The organism is Clostridioides sp. ZZV14-6009 (genome assembly GCF_020658095.1).
GTDB lineage: Bacteria > Bacillota > Clostridia > Peptostreptococcales > Peptostreptococcaceae > Clostridioides.
The window spans coordinates 390,952-411,739 of record NZ_JAGWDG010000001.1 but is presented as its reverse complement, the minus strand read 5'-3'; the positions used below and the strand labels follow the sequence as shown (position 1 = coordinate 411,739).

At 30.1% G+C, this 20,788-nt stretch carries 16 protein-coding genes and 1 riboswitch; of the genes, 1 reads left to right on the top strand and 15 read right to left on the bottom strand.

Translation table 11 applies throughout. The features are described 5' to 3' along the window. Nucleotides 1-62: 62 nt before the first annotated feature. The 6 genes from fsa to KGF36_RS01795 all read right to left on the bottom strand — a co-directional run bounded on the left by fsa (nt 63) and on the right by KGF36_RS01795 (nt 6,949). Nucleotides 63-713 carry a fructose-6-phosphate aldolase gene (gene fsa / locus KGF36_RS01820; RefSeq protein WP_003423115.1) on the bottom strand — a complete coding sequence of 217 codons (651 nt, stop codon included), beginning with the start codon at nt 711-713 and terminating at the stop codon, nt 63-65. 57 nt (nt 714-770) lie between these two features. Further along, nucleotides 771-1,343, bottom strand: coding sequence for a xanthine phosphoribosyltransferase (locus KGF36_RS01815; RefSeq protein WP_227829237.1), 573 nt, complete (start codon nt 1,341-1,343; stop codon nt 771-773). Nucleotides 1,344-1,530: 187 nt separating this feature from the next. Then, nucleotides 1,531-1,632: riboswitch (purine riboswitch) on the bottom strand. 106 nt (nt 1,633-1,738) lie between these two features. Next, nucleotides 1,739-2,890, bottom strand: coding sequence for a mannitol-1-phosphate 5-dehydrogenase (locus KGF36_RS01810; RefSeq protein WP_227829238.1), 1,152 nt, complete (start codon nt 2,888-2,890; stop codon nt 1,739-1,741). Nucleotides 2,891-2,908: 18 nt separating this feature from the next. Beyond that, on the bottom strand, nt 2,909-3,331 hold the full coding sequence (locus KGF36_RS01805) for a PTS sugar transporter subunit IIA (protein ID WP_227432702.1): 423 nt from the start codon (nt 3,329-3,331) through the stop codon (nt 2,909-2,911). A 30-nt stretch (nt 3,332-3,361) separates the two neighbouring features. Then, complete coding sequence (locus KGF36_RS01800; RefSeq protein WP_227850091.1) at nt 3,362-5,491, bottom strand: BglG family transcription antiterminator; 2,130 nt, start codon at nt 5,489-5,491, stop codon at nt 3,362-3,364. 36 nt (nt 5,492-5,527) lie between these two features. Next, entirely contained in the window at nt 5,528-6,949 is a 1,422-nt protein-coding gene (locus tag KGF36_RS01795) for a PTS mannitol transporter subunit IICBA (protein ID WP_227829240.1), read from the bottom strand. Nucleotides 6,950-7,570: 621 nt separating this feature from the next. Between KGF36_RS01795 and KGF36_RS01790 the strand changes: the two genes are divergently transcribed. After that, the gene (locus KGF36_RS01790) at nt 7,571-9,070 is read left to right on the top strand and encodes an IMP dehydrogenase (protein WP_227829241.1); all 1,500 of its coding nucleotides are present in this window, start codon (nt 7,571-7,573) and stop codon (nt 9,068-9,070) included. A gap of 77 nt (nt 9,071-9,147) precedes the next feature. Here KGF36_RS01790 and KGF36_RS01785 read toward each other — a convergent pair whose 3' ends face one another. The 9 genes from KGF36_RS01785 to KGF36_RS01745 all read right to left on the bottom strand — a co-directional run bounded on the left by KGF36_RS01785 (nt 9,148) and on the right by KGF36_RS01745 (nt 20,568). Then, nucleotides 9,148-10,305, bottom strand: a complete 1,158-nt coding sequence (locus KGF36_RS01785; protein ID WP_227829242.1) for a toxic anion resistance protein — start codon at nt 10,303-10,305, stop codon at nt 9,148-9,150. A 118-nt stretch (nt 10,306-10,423) separates the two neighbouring features. Next, the gene (locus KGF36_RS01780) at nt 10,424-11,341 is read right to left on the bottom strand and encodes a 5-bromo-4-chloroindolyl phosphate hydrolysis family protein (RefSeq protein ID WP_227829243.1); all 918 of its coding nucleotides are present in this window, start codon (nt 11,339-11,341) and stop codon (nt 10,424-10,426) included. Nucleotides 11,342-11,624: 283 nt separating this feature from the next. Continuing rightward, entirely contained in the window at nt 11,625-12,743 is a 1,119-nt protein-coding gene (locus KGF36_RS01775; RefSeq protein ID WP_227829244.1) for a 4-hydroxybutyrate dehydrogenase, read from the bottom strand. A gap of 19 nt (nt 12,744-12,762) precedes the next feature. Then, nucleotides 12,763-14,079 carry an acetyl-CoA hydrolase/transferase family protein gene (locus KGF36_RS01770; RefSeq protein ID WP_413840205.1) on the bottom strand — a complete coding sequence of 439 codons (1,317 nt, stop codon included), beginning with the start codon at nt 14,077-14,079 and terminating at the stop codon, nt 12,763-12,765. 16 nt (nt 14,080-14,095) lie between these two features. After that, nucleotides 14,096-14,371, bottom strand: a complete 276-nt coding sequence (locus tag KGF36_RS01765; protein ID WP_227432694.1) for a hypothetical protein — start codon at nt 14,369-14,371, stop codon at nt 14,096-14,098. 127 nt (nt 14,372-14,498) lie between these two features. After that, nucleotides 14,499-15,995: a 4-hydroxyphenylacetate 3-hydroxylase family protein gene (gene abfD, locus KGF36_RS01760; RefSeq protein WP_227829246.1), complete on the bottom strand. Its 1,497-nt coding sequence runs from the start codon at nt 15,993-15,995 to the stop codon at nt 14,499-14,501. 175 nt (nt 15,996-16,170) lie between these two features. Next, nucleotides 16,171-17,562, bottom strand: a complete 1,392-nt coding sequence (locus KGF36_RS01755; protein ID WP_227829247.1) for an aldehyde dehydrogenase family protein — start codon at nt 17,560-17,562, stop codon at nt 16,171-16,173. Between the two features lie 31 nt (nt 17,563-17,593). Then, a complete protein-coding gene (locus tag KGF36_RS01750; RefSeq protein ID WP_227829248.1) occupies nt 17,594-19,138 on the bottom strand; it encodes an acetyl-CoA hydrolase/transferase family protein in 1,545 nt (514 codons plus the stop codon). A gap of 26 nt (nt 19,139-19,164) precedes the next feature. Further along, nucleotides 19,165-20,568, bottom strand: coding sequence for a hypothetical protein (locus KGF36_RS01745; RefSeq protein WP_227829249.1), 1,404 nt, complete (start codon nt 20,566-20,568; stop codon nt 19,165-19,167). Nucleotides 20,569-20,788: the final 220 nt, after the last annotated feature.

Below are 20,788 nucleotides of genomic sequence, written 5' to 3'. Positions count from 1 at the left end.
TAGCCTTATTGCTTAGAATTTCCATAAGAACTTCTCTTATACTTATAATCATATTTCTATAATTATAATTTTAAAGAAGCACCTTCCCAATCCTTCATAAAGCTATCTATTCCTTTGTCTGTCAAAGGATGCTTAATCATTTGGTTTATAACTTTAAGAGGAACTGTTGCTATATCTGCTCCCATTCTAGCAGCTTGTAAAACATGTATTGGATTTCTAACACTAGCAACTATTATTTGAGCCTCAATACTATTTACACTAAATATATCAACAATTTCTTCAATTAAATCAAGACCATTTTGTGATATATCATCTAATCTTCCAACAAAAGGACTTACATATGTAGCTCCAGCTCTAGCAGCTAAAAGAGCTTGTCCAGCAGAGAATATAAGTGTAACATTAGTTTTTATACCTTTACTAGATAATACTTTTACTGCCTTTAAACCTTCTGCTGTCATAGGTATTTTTATAACTATATTTTTATGTATCTTAGATAATTTTTCTGCTTCTTCTATCATACCCTTGTGCTCTAAACTTATTACTTCTGCACTTATCGGCCCATCTACTATCTCACTAATTTCTTTAACTACTTCTATAAAATCTCTACCTTCTTTAGCTATTAGAGATGGATTTGTAGTCACTCCACATATTACACCTAAATCATTTGCTTCTTTTATTTCTTCAATATTAGCTGTGTCTATAAAAAATCTCATTTAAAAAATCCTCCATAATTAGAATATGTGCTAAACACAAGTATATAATATCATAAATTATCTAAATTTTACAGTTCCATTATCTATAGATTCAACTACTGCTAAAGATTCTAATCTTACATCATTGGCCTTTAAAAGTGCTCCTCCAGCTTGGAATCCTTTTTCAATAACAATCCCTACTCCAACTAAGTTTGCATTTGCTTGCTCAATTAAATCTTTAAGCCCAAGAGCTGCCCTTCCATTAGCTAAAAAATCATCTACTATCAATATGTTTTCACCTTCGTTTATGTACTTTTTAGAAACTTTTACTGCATATTCTTTTGCCTTAGTAAATGAATATACATTAGTTTCATACACATCTTTATCTAAATTTTTAGATTCTGATTTTTTTGCAAAAACTACAGGCGCATTATCAAAGTATTGTGAAACAATTGATGCTATAGCTATCCCCGAAGCCTCTATTGTAAATATTTTATCCACTTTTTCTCCACTAAATCTTTCTTTAAACTCTCTTCCTATTTCATTTAAAAAAGCTACATCAATTTGATGATTTAAAAAACTATCGACTTTTAGTATATCATTTCCTGAAACACTACCTTCTCTTAATATCTTTTCCTCTAAAGCCTTCATTGTACTCCCACCTAAACCTTTCTAAATTATATTAATCTTAATAAAAAAAATTATATTCTCTTTAATTTTACTATCTACATTGCTTGTATTTTATCTTAGAATACTAAAAAAGCTCCTGTCTATATCATAGACAGGAGCTTAAAATTCAAAGTAACCAACTTAATATATAATTTAAAATAAGTATAAACTATATCATCTTCACTCCTGTAGTTAAGCTATTATTGGTAGCTTAGTAGAAACATTTGAACCATATTATCAAAAGTATACAGGTAAACATATTAATTTATTCTTTTTAATTATATATTATAATTCTCTATTATTCAACAAATAATTCAAACTGTGTAGAATAAAACATTCATTAGTTACTTGACAAAATCCAACCTTTTTAAGTAAACTTATAGATTTTCCATAAAGATATAACTTTTTTCTATATTATCTAGAAGTACTTCATCATTGCTTATATTAGCTATTTTAGAAATAGCTTTTTTTACTCCATTAGACTTTATTAGTTCTTGCAATTCTACACTTTGAGCATCTTCACTATTATTATAATGAAGTGCTGCACCTATTCCAAGAATTAAATTATCAACTGTTAAACCATATGATTTTGCTGTCATTAGAGGCTTAATCAATCTGTCTTTATCGCTTAATTTTCTAAGCGGCTCTCTTCCAACTCTGACTACATCATCATTAAGATATGGATTTTTAAATCTGTTTAAAATCTTATCAATATATTTATAATGTGCTTCTGAATCAAAATTATATTTTTTGATTAATCCTTCTCCACTTTCTGTCATTGCATTTTTCACTATATTACAAATATATTCATCATTTATACTTTCTTCTATTGTTTTGTATCCTTTTAAGTACCCTATATAAGCAGTTATAGCATGGCCTGTATTTAGTGTAAACAACTTACGTTCTATATAAGCCATAAGGTTATCAGCTAAATTCATTCCAACTATATTAGGTATTTCTCCTTTAAATCCTTGCTTTTCAACATTCCACTCATAAAAATTTTCAACGGTTACATCAAGAGGATTCTCATTTTTACCAGGAGGAACTATTCTATCAACTGAACAGTTAGGGAAACCAATATATTTCTCTAAATAGTCTGCTTCTTCTTTATTTAGACACTTAAGTATTTCCTCTTTTAAAGAAGAACTTGCATATATCGCATTTTCACAAGCTATTATATTTAAATTATTTGTTAATCCTTTTTCTTTTCTAGTTTTTATACCTCTAGCAATTGTAGGTGCTATTTTAGTTAAAACTAAAGGACCAACTGCTGTGGTTATTATTTCAGCTTCTACAATCTCGTCTATTATTTCTTCTTTTATAGATGAAACTGCACTTATATTGTCAATTACTTCATCTACACATTCTACATCTCTTATGTGTATAGTATATTTTTTATCTTTATTTATTGAATTTAATATTTCTTCATTAACATCAGCAAATACAACATGATAACCTGACTTAACTAACAAACCTCCAATAAATCCTCTCCCAATATTTCCTGCTCCAAATTGGATTGCCTTTTTCATTTTAAGTTCCTCCTAAGATTAGTTGGCAAAAGCTTCCATAAAAGCTTGTTTGTCATTTGAATTTTTTAGTCTCTCTGTTAAATCATCATCTAAAACTATTGCTATATTAGATAGTATCTCTAAATGCTCATCTCCAACACCAGCTATTCCTATTAATAAATATGCCTTTTCTCCATCAAAGTCTATACCATTAGGGAATTGTAGTATCACTATTCCAGAAGATAATATTTCTTTTTTCGCTTCATTTACACCATGTGGAATAGCAACACCCATTCCCATATATGTAGTCATTACCTTTTCTCTCTCCAACATTGCTGGTATATATTCTTCTTTTACATATCCATTTTCAAATAATTTTCTTCCTGCTAAAGTTATAGCTTCTTCCTTTGAAACACTATCTAATCCTAAAAATATATTATTCTCATTTAATACTTTACTCATAATATCAACCTTCCTTTTTTAATGTAAATTTTATTTATCTATTAATGTTTTTAATTTATTTGTATAAAAATTAAAAACTATACCTTTTATTTCTAATATTATCTCTTGTATAGAAAATTTGTTTATTTTATTAGTAAAAACAAAATTATCTATTAATGAGCCACTTATTTCACTCATTATTTGTCTTTGATAACTTGGTGAATTTTTAGGAAGTAACATAAAAACCACATTTTCAATTTCTTCCTTGGAATTTAGTTTTATGTTATTTTCTAATCTTATTATTGCTAACTTCATAATATCTATTCTTTCACTCATACAATGTAATAATAAAATCCTTGATTCTTCTATATATGGAATTGATATTTTTAATCTTTCTTCTAAGGATTCTTTTATAGATATTACATCTTCACTAGATTCTACAAATATTTTTGATGAATCCATAATAAGTTCATCTAAGTTTTTACTTTTAAATTTTTTAAATTGAATTTCATCTAAAAACTTAAGAATATCTCTTCCTATGTTCATGCTTTCTGTTATCTGTTCATATACTTTATTTTTATTTTTAGTATCATCTTTTACTTTTAAATCCATTAATTTGTTTTGAGCTATAGACTTTATTTTTTCTTTGATTATCAACTCATCATCTGAACTCATAAATGGACCTACACATATATAATCTAAGTTTGTATTTAGTTCCACTGTAGATACAATTAAATCGACTTCTTTTTCTTTTAAATATTCTTCATCTATGTTTATAGCTGAAATAGTTTCAAGTATATTTAGATTGGGAAATTTATTTTCAATTTTAGTCGATAAAAACCTTGAAGTACCTATTCCAGTTGGACATGCTACAACAATATTCAGATTAGTATACATCATTAGATTTTTTTCTATGGCTGATGCAAAATGCATTGCAATATATCCTATTTCAGATTCAGGTATTAAATTTATATTTAGCTTATCTTTTATGATTTTAGAAATTTTTTCAACTCCATTATAAGCATATGAATACTTAGTTTTTATTTCATCTAAAAGAGGATTTCTTATTTCTAATCCCATATTCAATCTGTTTATAGAAGGTCCCAGGTGGTTTGCTAGGTCTTTAAATAATCTTTCATCATTTTTAAGACTTATCTTAAATTCATCTTCTGCTAAATCTATCATTTTATTTGTAATGTCCATCACTTCTATATCATCTAAGTTTAACTCTTTATGACTTGAAGATGACCTTTGCTTTGCACCTCTAATATGCATAGTTATATATCCAACTTCATCTAATGGTATATCCATACTAAAATCAACTGCTATACCTTTTACGATTTCTTGCGCTAATTTAAACTCTTCGGTTAAAGATAATTCCTTTAGAAAATTTTTCTCCATGGTTATATTCTCACCATTTTTTATCCTCTGTAAAGCTAGTGAAATATGAACTACAAGACCTATATATGCACTATCAGCTAAATTTACATCTAATTCAGAAAGCTTCTTTGTTAATGTACTTTCAACTTTTCTTATTATGCACTTGTCCATTAAATTTAAAAGTCTATTTTCACTTAAAATTTCTATTGCTTTATCAGTTTGTATATTCTCACTTATATTTCTAACCATGTCCAATATTTCTTTTTCATTAAATGAGTCATATATAAGGTTTACATATGCTTCTCTAAAGTTTTTTTCCTGACCTTTGAGATACACACCAAGCCCTGGTTTTCTAATAAGCTCAATATCAAATCTTTCTAACCATTCACTTGCTAATGTAAAATCATTGTTTAGTACCCCTTCAGATACCTTTAATATTTTTGCAAAGTAATAAGATTTTACTGGCTCATTAGAAACTAGTAGCTTTGATAATATAATTAAATTTCTTTCTTCTTTACTGTATTCTTTTTCTATTTTTTCTTCTTCTAACAACTCAATGATAAAATTTTGATTTTCTATATTTTCTTCTAAAATCAAACCTACACCTGGTTTTTTTACAAAATTAAAATCATTTTCATCAAACCATTTTTCAATTCCTGACATATCTCTAAGTACAGTTCTTGAGCTTAGCTCTAACTCTCCTGCAATCTCAGAAATGGTTATTGGAATATTCTTTTTAGAATTTTCTACTATCATGAGTATTATCTTTTTTTGTCTAGATGTAATCTTCTTTTTTTTCAAATTTATCCACTCCTAATCAGTGGTACTTTTTATTTTTTATTTAGATTCTAATCTTTTAAACAGTATATCTAAATTTGGGTCATTTAAAAAGTTATTTATTGAGACTATCTCAACATTTGAATTATTTTTGGCAACTCTTTCAACTAATGTATTGTGAGTTACTACTATTTGTGTATCATCTGGAAGATTATCAACAGATGAGTTTGTAATTTCTATATCTAAATTTAAGTTTTTTATTCTATTTTTAAATCTAGAAGCTCCCATTGCACTAGAACCCATTCCTGCATCACATGCAAATACAATCTTCTTAATTTCATTTAATTCAAGTTGCTTTTCTTCAACTTTTTTATCCGAACTTTTGCTTGCAGATTTCATATCACTCATCTTTGCTTTAGCTTCTTCTAAAGTACCATCTTCTTCACTTTGATTTGCTGAAGCTCTCTTAACAAATGGTGCTGCCACTAAGAATGATACAGCTGTCGCAACTGCAACCCCTGCTAATACTGGAAGTAATCCTCCTTTTGGTGCTAGTGCCATAAGTGCAAATATACTTCCTGGTGATGGTGCTGCTACAAGTCCAGCTCCTAATATTGAAAAAGTTAATATTCCTGCTGCTCCACCTGCCATTGTAGCTAATATTAAAACTGGATTCATTAATATATATGGGAAGTAAATTTCATGGATACCACCAAGGAAATGTATTATTACTGCTCCTGGGGCTGATTGTTTTACACTTCCTCTACTAAACATCCAATATGCTAATAGAACACCTAATCCTGGTCCAGGGTTACTTTCTAATAAGAACATTATAGATTTACCTGCTTCTTTTGCTTCAGCTATACCTATAGGACCTAATATACCATGGTTTATTGCATTGTTTAAGAACAGTACCTTTCCAGGTTCTATAAATACTGAGACTAAAGGTAATAAACTTTTACTAACTATAAATTGCACTCCTGATTCTATAAGAGCTGTACCTGCTACTATAGCTGGTCCAATTGCATAAAAACCTAATATTGCAAGAAGCATACCTATTATACCTATTGAAAAGTTATTTACTAACATTTCAAATCCTGTTGGTATTTTTCCATCTACAAGTTTATCAAACTTCTTGATTACCCATCCTGCAAATGGGCCCATTATCATTGCACCAATAAACATTGGTATATCAGCTCCAACGATTACTCCCATAGCTGCTGCTGCACCTATTACTCCCCCTCTTTGTCCTGCTATAGCTTTACCACCAGTATATGCTATCAACAGTGGTAAAAGATATTTTATCATTGGATCGCCTATAGTGCTTAATTTTTCATTTGGCATCCATCCTGTTGGTATAAATAATGCTGTTATGAGACCCCATGCTATAAAAGCTCCTATATTTGGCATTACCATACCACTTAAAAATTTACCTACTCGCTGTATAGATGTCTTTATTGTCGATTGATTAGAACTGCTCATAATTTTACCTCCATTTGAATTATATTCTATATCGATATGATTCCCTTTTGTTATACTTTTATTATAGAGTTTATATTTTATAGTAACAACTTTAAGAAATCGTTTCTATGTCACTTACGATAATGACATTTTTCATTTTAGTTTTTGTTTAATTTTATTTATGTAGTATTTTAGAATATCAATCTTTATAAATAATACTATATTTATAAAGTACTTGTGTATTTGATGAATATCATAAAACCTTATACAAAAGTGATTAAGAATTTTACGAAATAAATTTTTTAGGGATACTTTTGGACATACTAATATAGATTTAATTAATTTATACTTTCAATAAAAAATGCTCTATACCCAATATTAGTAACAGGAGTATATAAACATAATGCAAGAGATTATATACTAAGAATTAACTTCAAATTAGCTACTACATTAAATAAAACCTTATTTAATATACAGTTTGATTGTGTAAAGCAACATATATTAAACAAATTCAGTTAAAATAGTTTAAATTTTTCAAAAATCTCAATATCTGACAAAATACTTTAATAAAATTAAAGAATAAGTTATAATTAATACTATCAATTATAATAAAGTATAAAAATATTAAGGAGTGATTAAAAAATGGCGTTTTATTTTGATACACCATCGCATACTTTCAGTGAGTACCTACTTGTACCAGGTTTCTCTTCTATTGATTGTATACCTGCTAATGTAAGTTTAAAAACACCTGTTACTAAATTTAAAAAGGGCGAGGAAGCAGATATTCATATGAATATACCTTTAACTTCTGCTATTATGCAATCTGTTTCTGATGACAAGATGGCTATTGCGCTTGCTAAAGAAGGCGGTATCTCATTTATATATGGTTCTCAAACTATTGAAAGTGAAGCTGCTATGGTAGCACGTGTTAAATCTCATAAGGCTGGATTTGTTGTGAGTGATTCAAATATTAAACCTGACAATACATTAAAAGACATACTTGAACTAAAAGAAAAAACTGGACATTCTACGGTTGCTGTTACTGAAGATGGTACTTCAACTGGTAAATTATTAGGTATTGTTGCGAGTCGTGATTATCGTATAAGTCGTATGGATTTAGATACTAAAGTTAGTGAATTTATGACTCCTATGTCATCCATAGTTTATGCTAACAAAGATGTTACTTTAAAAGAAGCAAACAATATTATATGGGACCATAAGCTTAATTCTCTTCCTGTACTTGATGATAATGGTAATCTTGTATATATGGTGTTCCGTAAAGATTACTCTTCTCATAAAGAAAATCCACTTGAACTTTTAGATTCTTCTAAAAGATATGTAGTTGGAGCTGGTATCAATACTAGAGACTTTGCTGAGCGTGTTCCTGCTTTAGTTGAAGCTGGTGCTGATGTTTTATGTATAGACTCTTCAGAAGGTTTTTCTGAGTGGCAAAAGATAACTCTTGATTTTATTCGTGAAAAATACGGTGATACAGTTAAGGTTGGAGCTGGGAATGTAGTTGACCGTGAAGGATTCCTTTACCTTGCTGAAGCTGGTGCTGACTTTGTTAAAGTTGGTATTGGTGGTGGTTCTATATGTATCACTCGTGAGCAAAAAGGTATAGGACGCGGACAAGCTACTTCTATAATTGAAGTTGCTCAAGCTAGAGATGAATACTTTGAAAAAACAGGTATTTACATTCCAATTTGTTCTGATGGTGGTATTGTTTATGACCATCATATAACTTTAGCTTTAGCTATGGGTGCTGATTTTATAATGCTTGGTAGATATTTCTCTCGTTTTGATGAGAGTCCAACTAATAAGGTTAATATAAATGGTAGTTACATGAAAGAATATTGGGGAGAAGGTTCTGCACGTGCTAGAAACTGGCAAAGATATGACCTTGGTGGAGATAAGAAACTTTCTTTTGAAGAAGGTGTTGACTCTTATGTTCCTTATGCTGGTTCTTTAAAAGACAATGTGACACTTTCTCTAAGTAAAGTTCGTTCTACTATGTGCAACTGTGGTGCTCTTAGTATTCCTGAACTTCAAAAAAATGCTAAGCTAACACTTGTATCTTCTACTAGTATAGTTGAAGGTGGAGCTCATGATGTTATGCTAAAAGATAACAGAAACTTATAATATAAATAAAAGTGTAGTTAATTGTAAAACAATCAACTACACTTTTTATTTTAGTATAAGTTATTATTTATAAGTTATTATTTAACTGTAAATTCAAGAAGCTTACTTTTTAGTTCACTTTCTATTTTTGATAATTCAACTTCTGCTTCTTGTCTCTTTATTCTACCATCATTTTGTATCTTAACTACTTCATCAATAGTTGATATTAAAGATTGATTAGTTTTCTTAATTGTATCTATATCTACAATGCCTCTTTCTGATTCTTTAGCTGTTTCTATTGTTCCCATTTTCAATGTTTCTGCATTCTTTAGTAGAAGTTCATTTGTCATGTTACTAACTTCACGTTGTGCTTTCATAGCTTGATTCAAATGAGATATTCCAAGAGCAAGTACTATTTGATTTTTCCATAATGGAATAGTATTTACTATAGTAGATTGAATTTTTTCTGCCATTAGATTATTGCTATTTTGAACCAATCTTATCTGTGGAGCCATTTGAAGTGACACCATTCTAGTTAATTCTAAGTCATGAATCTTCTTTTCAAATCTGTCACAAAGTGAAACCATATCATTTACAGATTGAGCATCTTCTGTTGAACCAGACAGACTTGCTTTTTCTCTTAATTTTGGCATCTCAAGTTCTTTCATATCTTTTAGCCTTTGTTTCCCTGCTATAATATACATTGTAAGCTCTTTTGAATAAGCTAAGTTTAATTCATACATTTTATCAAGCATTGCTATGTCTTTCAATATTTTAACTTGATGCTTTTGAAGTTCTTTACTTACTTTGTCTACATTTACTTCTGCACTATCATACTTAGTTTTTAAATTTGAAATTTTATTATTTGCCTTTTTAAAAATCCCTAAAAAACCACCTTGTTCTTTTTCATCAGCTGAAAATGATTTTAAATCAGTAACTAGATTTGTAAGCATATCACCAACTTCGCCTAAATCTCTAGTTTTAACACTCTTTAAAGCGGTTTCCGAAAATCCTGCTACCTTTTTTTGAGCCCCAGCTCCATATTGCAAAATCATATTTGTATTTGTAATATCTATTTTTTCTGCAAACTCTTTTACCATTTTACGTTCAGCTTCTGATAGTTTTTCTTCTTCTGGGTCTTTTTCATTCTTTTTCATTAATAGGTCAGAATTATTTATATCATTTGTTTTTGTTTCTTCACCAAATGGGTCAAGAGTCAGTGTTGGCATAACTGGTATATCATCTAAATTATTCATTCTATACTTCTCTCCTCTTCCTTCATAAAGTACTAATTATATACTTATATCTTGCACATTTTTATCCTTTATAACTAATTAACTGTTCAAAAATAACAGAATATTTTTTATATTACAGTTAAAACTTTCCACCTGTTAATCCCTCTTGAACTAACATATTTTCTAAGACAGTAATATCTGTAGATATGTCAATAGCTTCATCCTCAAATAGAGAATCCAGTTGGTTCTCAAAAGCCACTACAATTGTACTCATTGTACTTTCAATACTCTCCATAGTTGTTGTTATATTTTCTCTGTCTATGCCTTGTTCTTCCAATGTATGATATGAATTTAAAAGCTTCAAAGTAGTTGGAATATAATAATCCATAAATTTTTGTATCTGAGTAAGTTTTGATGGGTCATGTTTTACAACATCAAATATTTTACTCGTAACATCTTCTACTTGTACAATTTTGCTGCACATTGATTCTGATTTAATATTTTCATTAGCTTCTTTTATTTGTCTCAAATAGTCCATTCCCTTTTTAATAATCATATCAACTTCATTACTATTCTCAACTTCATCTTCTTCAACTTCACACACTACATCTTCATACACTGGTGGAATTCCATCTTCATTTGTCAAGACAATTTGATTGTTTCTTTTATCAATATAAGTATTTATAAAGTAATTTTTATCTATCATCTTTTGCACATCTTTTATTATAAATTTTAATGATTTAGATGTGCTTTCTGCAATAAGTTCTACTGGAATAATATTTTTATTACTTATGATTGTACAGTATTTTTTGTAACGAGAAATTTGGTCTCCTAATCTTTTACCTTTAAAAATGCAAACTCCACCTATTATTAAAAATAAAGCACATACTTGAATAGGAAGTATAACTGCCCACCCAATTATAATTGAAATAGTTGACAATACTAAAGCTGATAGTGTGAATAAACCTACTAAACCCCATCCAACTATCTTTAAAAATTTACTTAAAAACGAATTTATTAATACAGATTTTTTAGAAAAATTCTCTGGTTTATACATGATTTATATCCTTTCATTTTTACTAATATTATTATTATATTTCAGTTTGATTATACAATTACTTACTTATTACTGTCAAGGAATTTGAAATTCTACAAATTATTTCAAATAAGGTAATAGACTTAAATGTAAGTACATTTTCTAACTAAAAATGTACTTACATTTAATGCTATACAAAAATAAGAGAACTTAATTTTAAGTAAATTTAAGTCCTCTTACTTTTTATATTTATATAATTATCATTATTTATATCATCTATACTTAATATAAATAAAAAATTGTATCAATAAAGATTTGCAAATATCTCTCTTATTTCTTCTCTACTAAGTTCTACATAATTATTAGCAAGTAATCTCTGTTGATTTGCTATTGTGCTATCAGTAAATTCATCTATCTGACTTTCCACCATTCCATATTCTCTTAAAGATTTCTTAGCTATTAATTTGTTTAAGAATTTCTCTAATTCTCCATAAACATCACAATTAGGGTCACATTCAAGAGCATCTGCTAAAATTTTTGTACATTGTGTAATCTTTCCATTAGGATTTTTTCTAGAGTACATCTTAAATACTTCAGTAAAGAACTGATAATTTGCTTCACCATGTGCAACATGGAAAGCTGCACCTATCGAATAAGATAAAGCATGCACTGCTGCACAACCAGCATTTCCAAAAGCAATTCCTGCATAGTTTGATGCAAGTACAAAGTCCTTAAGATGATTGAATCTCTCTTCTTCTCCTTTAGCCACAATCTTTTTATATCCATCCATAATCATTTTTATAGCCTGTAAAGAATATATTTCTGTAAATGGACTTGCCTTTGGAGATAGATAAGACTCAATAGCATGTATAAGAGCGTCCACTGAGCTTGTTACAAAAAATTTATAAGGCAATCCTTTTACTGATTCTGGAATTAATACTGCATAATCTGCATAAGTTTCTTCTACTGCAAGACCCTTTTTAGTATGCTTAGATTTTAACTCTGCAATGGCTACATTTGTTACTTCACTTCCTGTACCACATGTTGTAGGAACTACCACCAATTCTTTTACTTTTTTAGGTGCTACTTCTCCTTCAAATAAATCAATAGACTTCTCTGGAACATCAAGTGCTAATATCTTGCATATATCAACTATTGTACCTCCTCCAAAGGCGATAATTCTATCGAAATTGTATTTCTTCATTTCTTTTGTCATAGAATCTATCATTTCATCAGATGGTTCACCTGTTCCAAATTTTTCTTGGAAAATTAGATTGGTATCTATTCCAAGAGGTTTCATATATGGTTCATATATAAATTCATTTGTAATTACTAAATCATTTTTTCCTATTTTAAATTCTTCGTTGAATTCTTTAAATGTATCAAAATAAAATATTTTTGGAACTACTCTAAGTGCTTCCATTCTTAACACCCCTCTACTATTAATATTTCTCCTTAAATCTTTTTTCAAACTCTAATGCTAGATTTTCTCTTACACTTGGATGAGCAATATTGATTAAATTTCTTGCCCTTTCTCTAAGAGATTTCCCTTTTAGTTCTGCTATACCATACTCTGTTACGACATAGTCAATATCATTTCTAGATGTTGTTATAGGAGCACCTTCATCAACAATTGAAACAATTTTTGAAATTACTGTACCATCTTTTTTTGTCGTTATTGAAGGCATGGCTATAATTGCCTTTCCATCTTCTCCCATAGATACTCCACGTATGAAGTCAACTTGACCTCCAACTCCACTAAATTGTCTAAGACCCATTGCCTCTGCAACTACCTGTCCCATCAAATCAACTTGTATAGCAGAATTTATAGAAACCATTTTATGTTGTTTCATTATAACTGCTGGATGATTTACATAGTCTACAGGCTTTACTTCAACTACTGGGTTATTATTAGCAAAATCATATAATTTTTTAGTTCCCATTAAAAATGTAACTGTCATTTTTTCTTTATCAAAATTTTTATATTTACCATTTATAACACCTTTTTCATAGAGAGCTAAGGTTCCATCTGAAATCATTTCTGAATGAATTCCTAAATCTTTTTTATCTGTTAAAAATAGCATAACTGCATCTGGAATTCCACCAATTCCAAGTTGTAAAGTAGAACCATCTTCAATTAGAGAAGCACAATTTTTACCTATTGCTTCTTCTACTTCTCCTATCTTAGCAGGTTGCAGTTCATATAAAGGTTGTGACTTTTCAACTATATAATCAAACTCTGATATATGAACTACTTCACCATAAGTTCTAGGAAATTGGTCATTTACTTGAACAATTACTGTTTTAGCAGTTTTAATAGCTTCGTAGGTATAGTCAACTGATGTCCCTAGACTACAATACCCATGTTCATCTGGTGGAGTTACCTGTGCTAAAACAACATCACATTTTAATCTTTTTTCTCTAATTAATTTTGGTACTTCATGAAAGAATGCAGGAGTAAAATCTCCATCTCCATTTTCGATTGCCTTTCTTACATTTCCACTTACAAACATTGGATTTACTCTAAAGTGAGTTTCCATTCCCTCGCCAGTATATCCACCACTCCCTAGACTTACCATATGCTTAATCTCAACGTTTTTATACTGTTTTGCATTTTCAATCATAGCCTCTACTAGTACAGGAGGCTCACCTACACAATGTGCAAATACTACTGTATCCCCATCTTTAATATGCTTTACAGCGTCTGTAGCAGTACATAACTTACTTTGATACAATTCTCGCCAATTCAATGAAATCACCCCATCTAACTCTTATTTAAGCTTCACAAATTGCTGATTCTATTATATTTATAGCTCTTTCTATATGACTAAAATCCCAAATTTTAATATATGATTTTTTAACTTTATATTGTTGGTAGGATGCACATAAAGTTGTGCATCCTCCAATTATAAGTAATAAATCATATTCTACATCTTCTTCTGCTACACTAAAATCTACTCTACCATTGAAGTGCTCTTTGATTATTGCAAGAGCCTTCCCTCTTTCGTATCTAGGGTTACAGCCCCCACAAAATCTAACTCCACAGGTCATGTGTAAATTCTCCTTCTAAAAATCTCTTTTTATAACTCAAACTACTACTTCATAATTATTCTTATACGATATATTTTTTCATTAATTAGTATAAGTCGATATATCTTCCCATTTATATATCAACTTTTTATAAATTTAGAGCTTTCTCTTTTTTTATTCCTGCAATTGTCTTAGCTAACTCTTTCTTCTGATTTATATTTCCTTGTCTTGAAATCATTATTCTTTGTGCTTGTGGTGAACCTGCTCCATGCATTGACTCAGTTCTATAACCAACAGCAGCTGAACCAAGACATATATTTTCTAAGAATCTTAATATTCTCATTCTTTCTTCTGTTGAAGCTACTGAAGAAGCTTTAAAATATTTATTACATACTTCACCTATTGTCATTCCACTTGTTCCAACTTTAACATCTGATTTAAAGTCTTTTTCTGAAGGCATAGTAACCATAAGCCCACCAGCTATATCTTCTGCAAGTCTTACTATTTCATAAGGGAATCTAGTTACATTTTGTTTACATACATTTGCAAGAAGTAAATCTATTTGATAGTTTCCAGCCTCTGTCTTATGTCCTTCTGATGAACATGCTATACCACAACAATATAAGCTTTCATTAAGGTGAGTCATTTCTATTAATTTATCTTTTATATGAGAAGCTTTGTTTGCTCCATTGTAATCAGCTGCTAAAGCTGCTGCTCCTATTATTACATCACCTACTCCAACTTTACATCCACCATAACTTTGTCTATGATATCCAGCAAATCTTTCCACTAACATACCAGAGAAATCCCACTCTCCACATAAGAAAATTCTATCATTTGGAACGAATACATTATCAAATACTACTAGAGCTTCTTGTCCTCCAAACTCCTTATTTCCTAAATCAACATCTGCTCCCTCTTCTAATTTTCTAGTGTCACAAGATTGTCTTCCATAAATCATAAACACACCTTCAGCATCTGAAGGAACTGCAAATGATACAGCATAGTCTTTATCTGCTTCAGTCATACTTATAGTAGGCATTATAAGATGTTCATGTGAATTTATTGAGCCAGTTTGATGTGCTTTTGCTCCTCTTACCACTATTCCATCTTCTCTTCTTTCAACTATATGAAGAAACATATCTGGGTCAGGTTGAGCACTAGGTGATAATGCTCTATCTCCTTTAGGGTCAGTCATAGCTCCATCAACTACTAAATCGTTTTCTTGTATATAAGTTAAGTATTTTACAAAATTATCATGATAATTAGTTCCATGTGCTTTATCACACTCAAATGTTGTTGAATATACCGCATTAAAAGCATCCATACCTACACATCTTTGGAAACAAGAAGCTGTTTTTTGACCACATAGTCTTTGCATTTTAACTTTTTTTATCAAATCATCAGTACTTTGATGAAGATGACCAAATCTATTTATTTTTTCTCCTGTAATATTTGAAGTAACTGTCATTAAATCTGCATATTCTGGGTCATGTGCCAAATCATAAGTAGCTGCTACACAATTTATAGATGGTCTAATCATTGGATGGTCAACCCAATTTTTAACCTCTTCACCAAACATATAAACTTTAGTATTTAATTTTCTCAAACTTTCAATATATTGAGCTCCTGTCATTAATGCCATAATAAAACCACTCCTTCTTTTTTATAATAATTTTTATTTATGTTAATTTATAATACTTCCTTCTTTTGTTCATCTCTCAATTTTTTAAATTAAATTCATTTTTAGTTTAGATTCATTTTAGATTAAAATATATTTCTATTTTAATTTAGAATGAATACTTTTTTATACTTGAATTTTATCCCCAAAGCTCTTCATCTGTAGGTACTTCATTTTCTGGCATATAATAAGCAATTCTAGAAATATTAATTAAATGTTTGTAATCAAGATTTTCAGAAATACTATTATTTCCCCAAGAACCACAACCTAAAGTGTTTGTAGGTGCAAGACCATTAAAGAAGCTTCCTCCAGCACTTGTAGCACAACATTGATTGATTACAAATCTTGATACTTCTATATTTTCTCCTGCATATTCTATATTCTTAATTGTATTTGAATGTATAGATACACTATGTCCTTTTCCTTCTACATTTAGATTTGCTTTTGCAATAGCTACACCTTCTTCAAAGTCTTTATATTTATATGCAGATATAACTGGACACATTTTTTCTTTTGCAAGTATGTCTTCTTCACCTGGCCCATCTGCTTCTATCACTATTATTTTTGTATCTTTTGGTATTTCAACACCTGCAATGTTTGCAATTGCATGAACTGATTGCCCTACTGCATCTTTATTCATAGATTTATTGACAAACATGGCATTTCTAAAAGCTTCTTTTTGTGCCTTATCTCTAACTATAAAACCTTTGTTACTTTCAAATTCATCCATTACTTTATCAAACATTTCTTCTGCTACTATCACTGATTGCTCACCTGAGCAAATTATACCATTATCAAATATTCTTCCAGCTATGATTTTAGGTACTGCTTCTTTAATATCTACATCTCTGTCTATGATACATTGGACATTTCCTGCTCCTACACCAAGAGCTGGCTTTCCACTTGAATATGCAGCTCTTACCATTCCCATTCCACCAGTAGCAATTACTACATCTGCTGATGAAATTAAATTTCTCGTATTTTCTCTTGATTGTTGGTCAAGTATTTGTATTAGATTTTCTGGTGCTCCGATTTTTTCTAATTCTTCATTAATCATATCAACAGTCTTAGTACTACATCCAATTGCTTTATGATGTGGTGTTATAATAATTGCATTTCTTCCCTTTAATGCAAACATAGCATTACTCATAGGTGTAACTATTGGATTTGTACAAGGAGTTATTGCTGCTACAACACCAATTGGTTTAGCTACCTTTGTTATTCCTGTTTCTCTATCTATGTCAATTATACCAACTGATTTCTTATCTTTTAAATTATTGTATATAACTTTCGCTTTGCTTTTATTTTTAGCTACTTTATCTTCATATACACCCATTCCAGTTTCTTCTACTGCAAGTTTAGCTAAATATTCAGCGTTATAGTATACTACCTTTCCAACTATCTTCACTATTTTATCCACTTGTTCTTGAGTATAGCATTCAAACTCTCTCTGAGCTTTTCTAGCTCTCTCAATGTATCCATTAATATATTCTTTGCTTAAATCTTCAAAGTTTTCTACTGCTTTTTCCATTTTTAATATTCCTCCAATTTATTAAATATTTTTATAATGCACTTTTAAAAGTTTCTGACTTCTTCATTGTACCTGTACTCATAAATTTACTATGCCATGATAAAGCTTCATCTAATATATGAGGAGTTTGTTTTGCTCCATTTTGACATGCTCTATTTAGGTAATCCATAAGTTGCTCTTTATAATCTGGATGAGCACAATTTTCTATTATCTTAACAGCTCTTTCTCTAGGTGCAAGACCTCTTAAATCAGCATACCCTTGCTCTGTTACAATTACCATTACATCATGTTCAGTGTGGTCTACATGAGATACCATAGGTACTATTGACGATATATCACCGTTTTTTGCAATTGATTCAGTACTAAATATAGTTATTGCTCCATTCCTAGCAAAATCACCAGAACCACCGATTCCATTCATCATCTTCGACCCCATGATATGAGTTGAGTTTACATTTCCGTAAATATCAACCTCAATTGCAGTATTCATTGCAATTACACCAATTCTCCTAGCTATTTCTGGGTTATTACTAATTTCTTGAGGTCTCAATATAATCTTATCTTTAAAGAAATCTATATCATTCTCAAATTTTATTAATCCTTCAGGTGATGGACTTACGGATGTAGTTGATGCCATTGTGACTTTACCCATTCTTATTAAATCCAACATTGAATCCTGCACAACCTCTGTATAACAAGTTAAATTTTCAAACTCAGATTCACATAGTCCATATAAAACTGCATTTGCTACACTTCCTACACCAGATTGAAGAGGAAGTAAATTTTTTGACAGTCTACCTGATTTTACTTCTTCTTTCAGAAAAGCAATAATATTATTTGATATCTTTTTTGAAGCTTCATCTACAATACCCAATGGACGTGTCTTATCCTGCATATTAGTGATTACTATACCTGCAATCTTATCTAATCCACAAGGTATATATGTTGTTCCAATTCTATCTTTAGGATGATTTATTGCTATAGGTTTCCTGTTTGGAGGATTTTCTGTGATATATATATCTGCCATTCCTTCCATTTCCATTGGTTTTGCAAGATTTATTTCAACTATCACTTTATCTGCACTTTTTATAAAAGATGGCGAATTTCCTATACCACTAGTAGGTATAATATCCCCATTTTTAGTTATTGCAAGTGCTTCTACTATAGCTACATCTACTTTAGGTATAGTCCCATAATTTAAAAATTGAGTAGAATGACTTAGATGCATATCTATATAATTGACATCACCTTTATTAATACTGTTTCTAAGTATTGAATTAGTCTGATAAGGAAGTCTTCTTTCAATTATACCTACTTCTGCCCATGCTCCGTCCACTTCTGGACCTAAAGATGCTCCTGAATACACAGTCAATTTTATCTTCTCTCCACTTTTAGCCCTTTCTGAAACCGCTAATGGTACTGCTTTTGGGTAACCTGAAGGTGTAAATCCACTAAGTCCAACAACCATCCCATCATTTATAATTTTGGCAGCCTCATCTGCATTCATAATTAAATCACATAATTTTTTATTTCTTAATCTTTCGCTTAATTCTTCAAATACTCCTTCATTATTCATAAATATCCCCCCATATAAAGTCTTATTTACATTGGAAGTTTGTGTAAAACTATAACCAATATAACTTTAGTTAACAGTGCAAATGGATATGTAGCACCATATCCTGCTGCTGGGTCATCGCTATCAAGAGCATCAACAGCAGCTCCAAGCCCTGGTGTTGATGTCATACCACCACAGACAGCTCCTGATAGTAAAATCCAATTTAGTTTGAATACATACTTACCAACTAAAAATCCAATCATCATAGCTGTAATTCCTACTACTATGGCTACTAAAGCTAGATGCATACCAGATGTCATAATTGAATCAACCACTTTACCACCATATCTTAATCCAACTATTGCTAAGAAAAATACTAGCCCTATTTGTTTTAGAATATTTAATACTTTTTCTTCCATTCTGAAATTTACTACACCTATCTTACCCACATATCCAAGTACTAGAGATACAATTAGAGAACCACCAGTTGCCCCTAATGTAAAGTATCCTAATGGTCCCATGAACACGTGTATTCCTCCAACCAAATATCCAGCAAGACATGTTAAGAAAAATGTTATTATATTAAATGGAACTTCTGGTATCGTTTTACCACCAACACTATCTCTAGCTTCTTTCATTTCTTTTTCATATTTTCTTCTTTCTTCTCTAAGGTCCATTCTAAATATTTTAGGAAGGAAATTTACTCCTAAAATTACTATTAATACTCCAAAAGGATATGCAACTGCATGCCCTATACCAACACCTGCTTCAGCATATGCGATATACTTATCTATTTGCTCTTGAGTTAGTGATGTAGTTGTAGCTACATCCAATTTTCCCTCTGGGTCAACTACTTTTAATATTTCTTTTTTATCTTCTATTGATGCTTTCTCAAACTCTTTTGATACATCTTCTGCATGTTTACCAGCTGTTTCTAAAGCAGCAGCTAGACCAGGTGAACTTGTTAATGCTCCTGTATAAACACCAGAAACCTCATACGCACTACTTCCTTTATTGCTTGATAACAAAGTCATTGCATAAGTCATAGAGCCTCCTATAAAAGTTATAAGAACTCCTAAAACTACAAATCTAGCCCCATACTTCTTAAGTACGGCTTTCATATCCTTAGCAGCTAATAAACCAACTGCTGCAACAAATATAATTAGAAAAAAATCAAAGAAATCAGAAGAAATAATTCCATTACCCATCATGATAGTTGCTGCCTTATACCCTGCTGTTGTCTCTCCTTTTGCTATTACTGAATTTCCTAAGCTATACACAAACCATCCAATAAATAATCCTGTAAATAATGCTCCTGACACTCCAAAATTAAACTTCCCAAATTTAATTTTTCCAAATAATATTCCTGTAATTACAGCAGCAAACATAAGGACAAAAGGGTTCATTAAAAAATCCATTAACTCAAACTTCACCAAACCACTCCCTTTCATTTTTTGTTATTAAATTAACGATAATTATTAAAAAATATATCTCTCCCCTCTTTGCAAACTTTGCAAAATTATATTTTGTTATTAAATTAACATTTCTGATTAAAAAAATTTCATCTCTCTAATGTTAGTTTTTTATGTTACAATTTAGTTGACAATTAAATTACATAAATACTAATTATTTTTAGATAGTTAAATTTTTAATATTCATTGATATAACTAC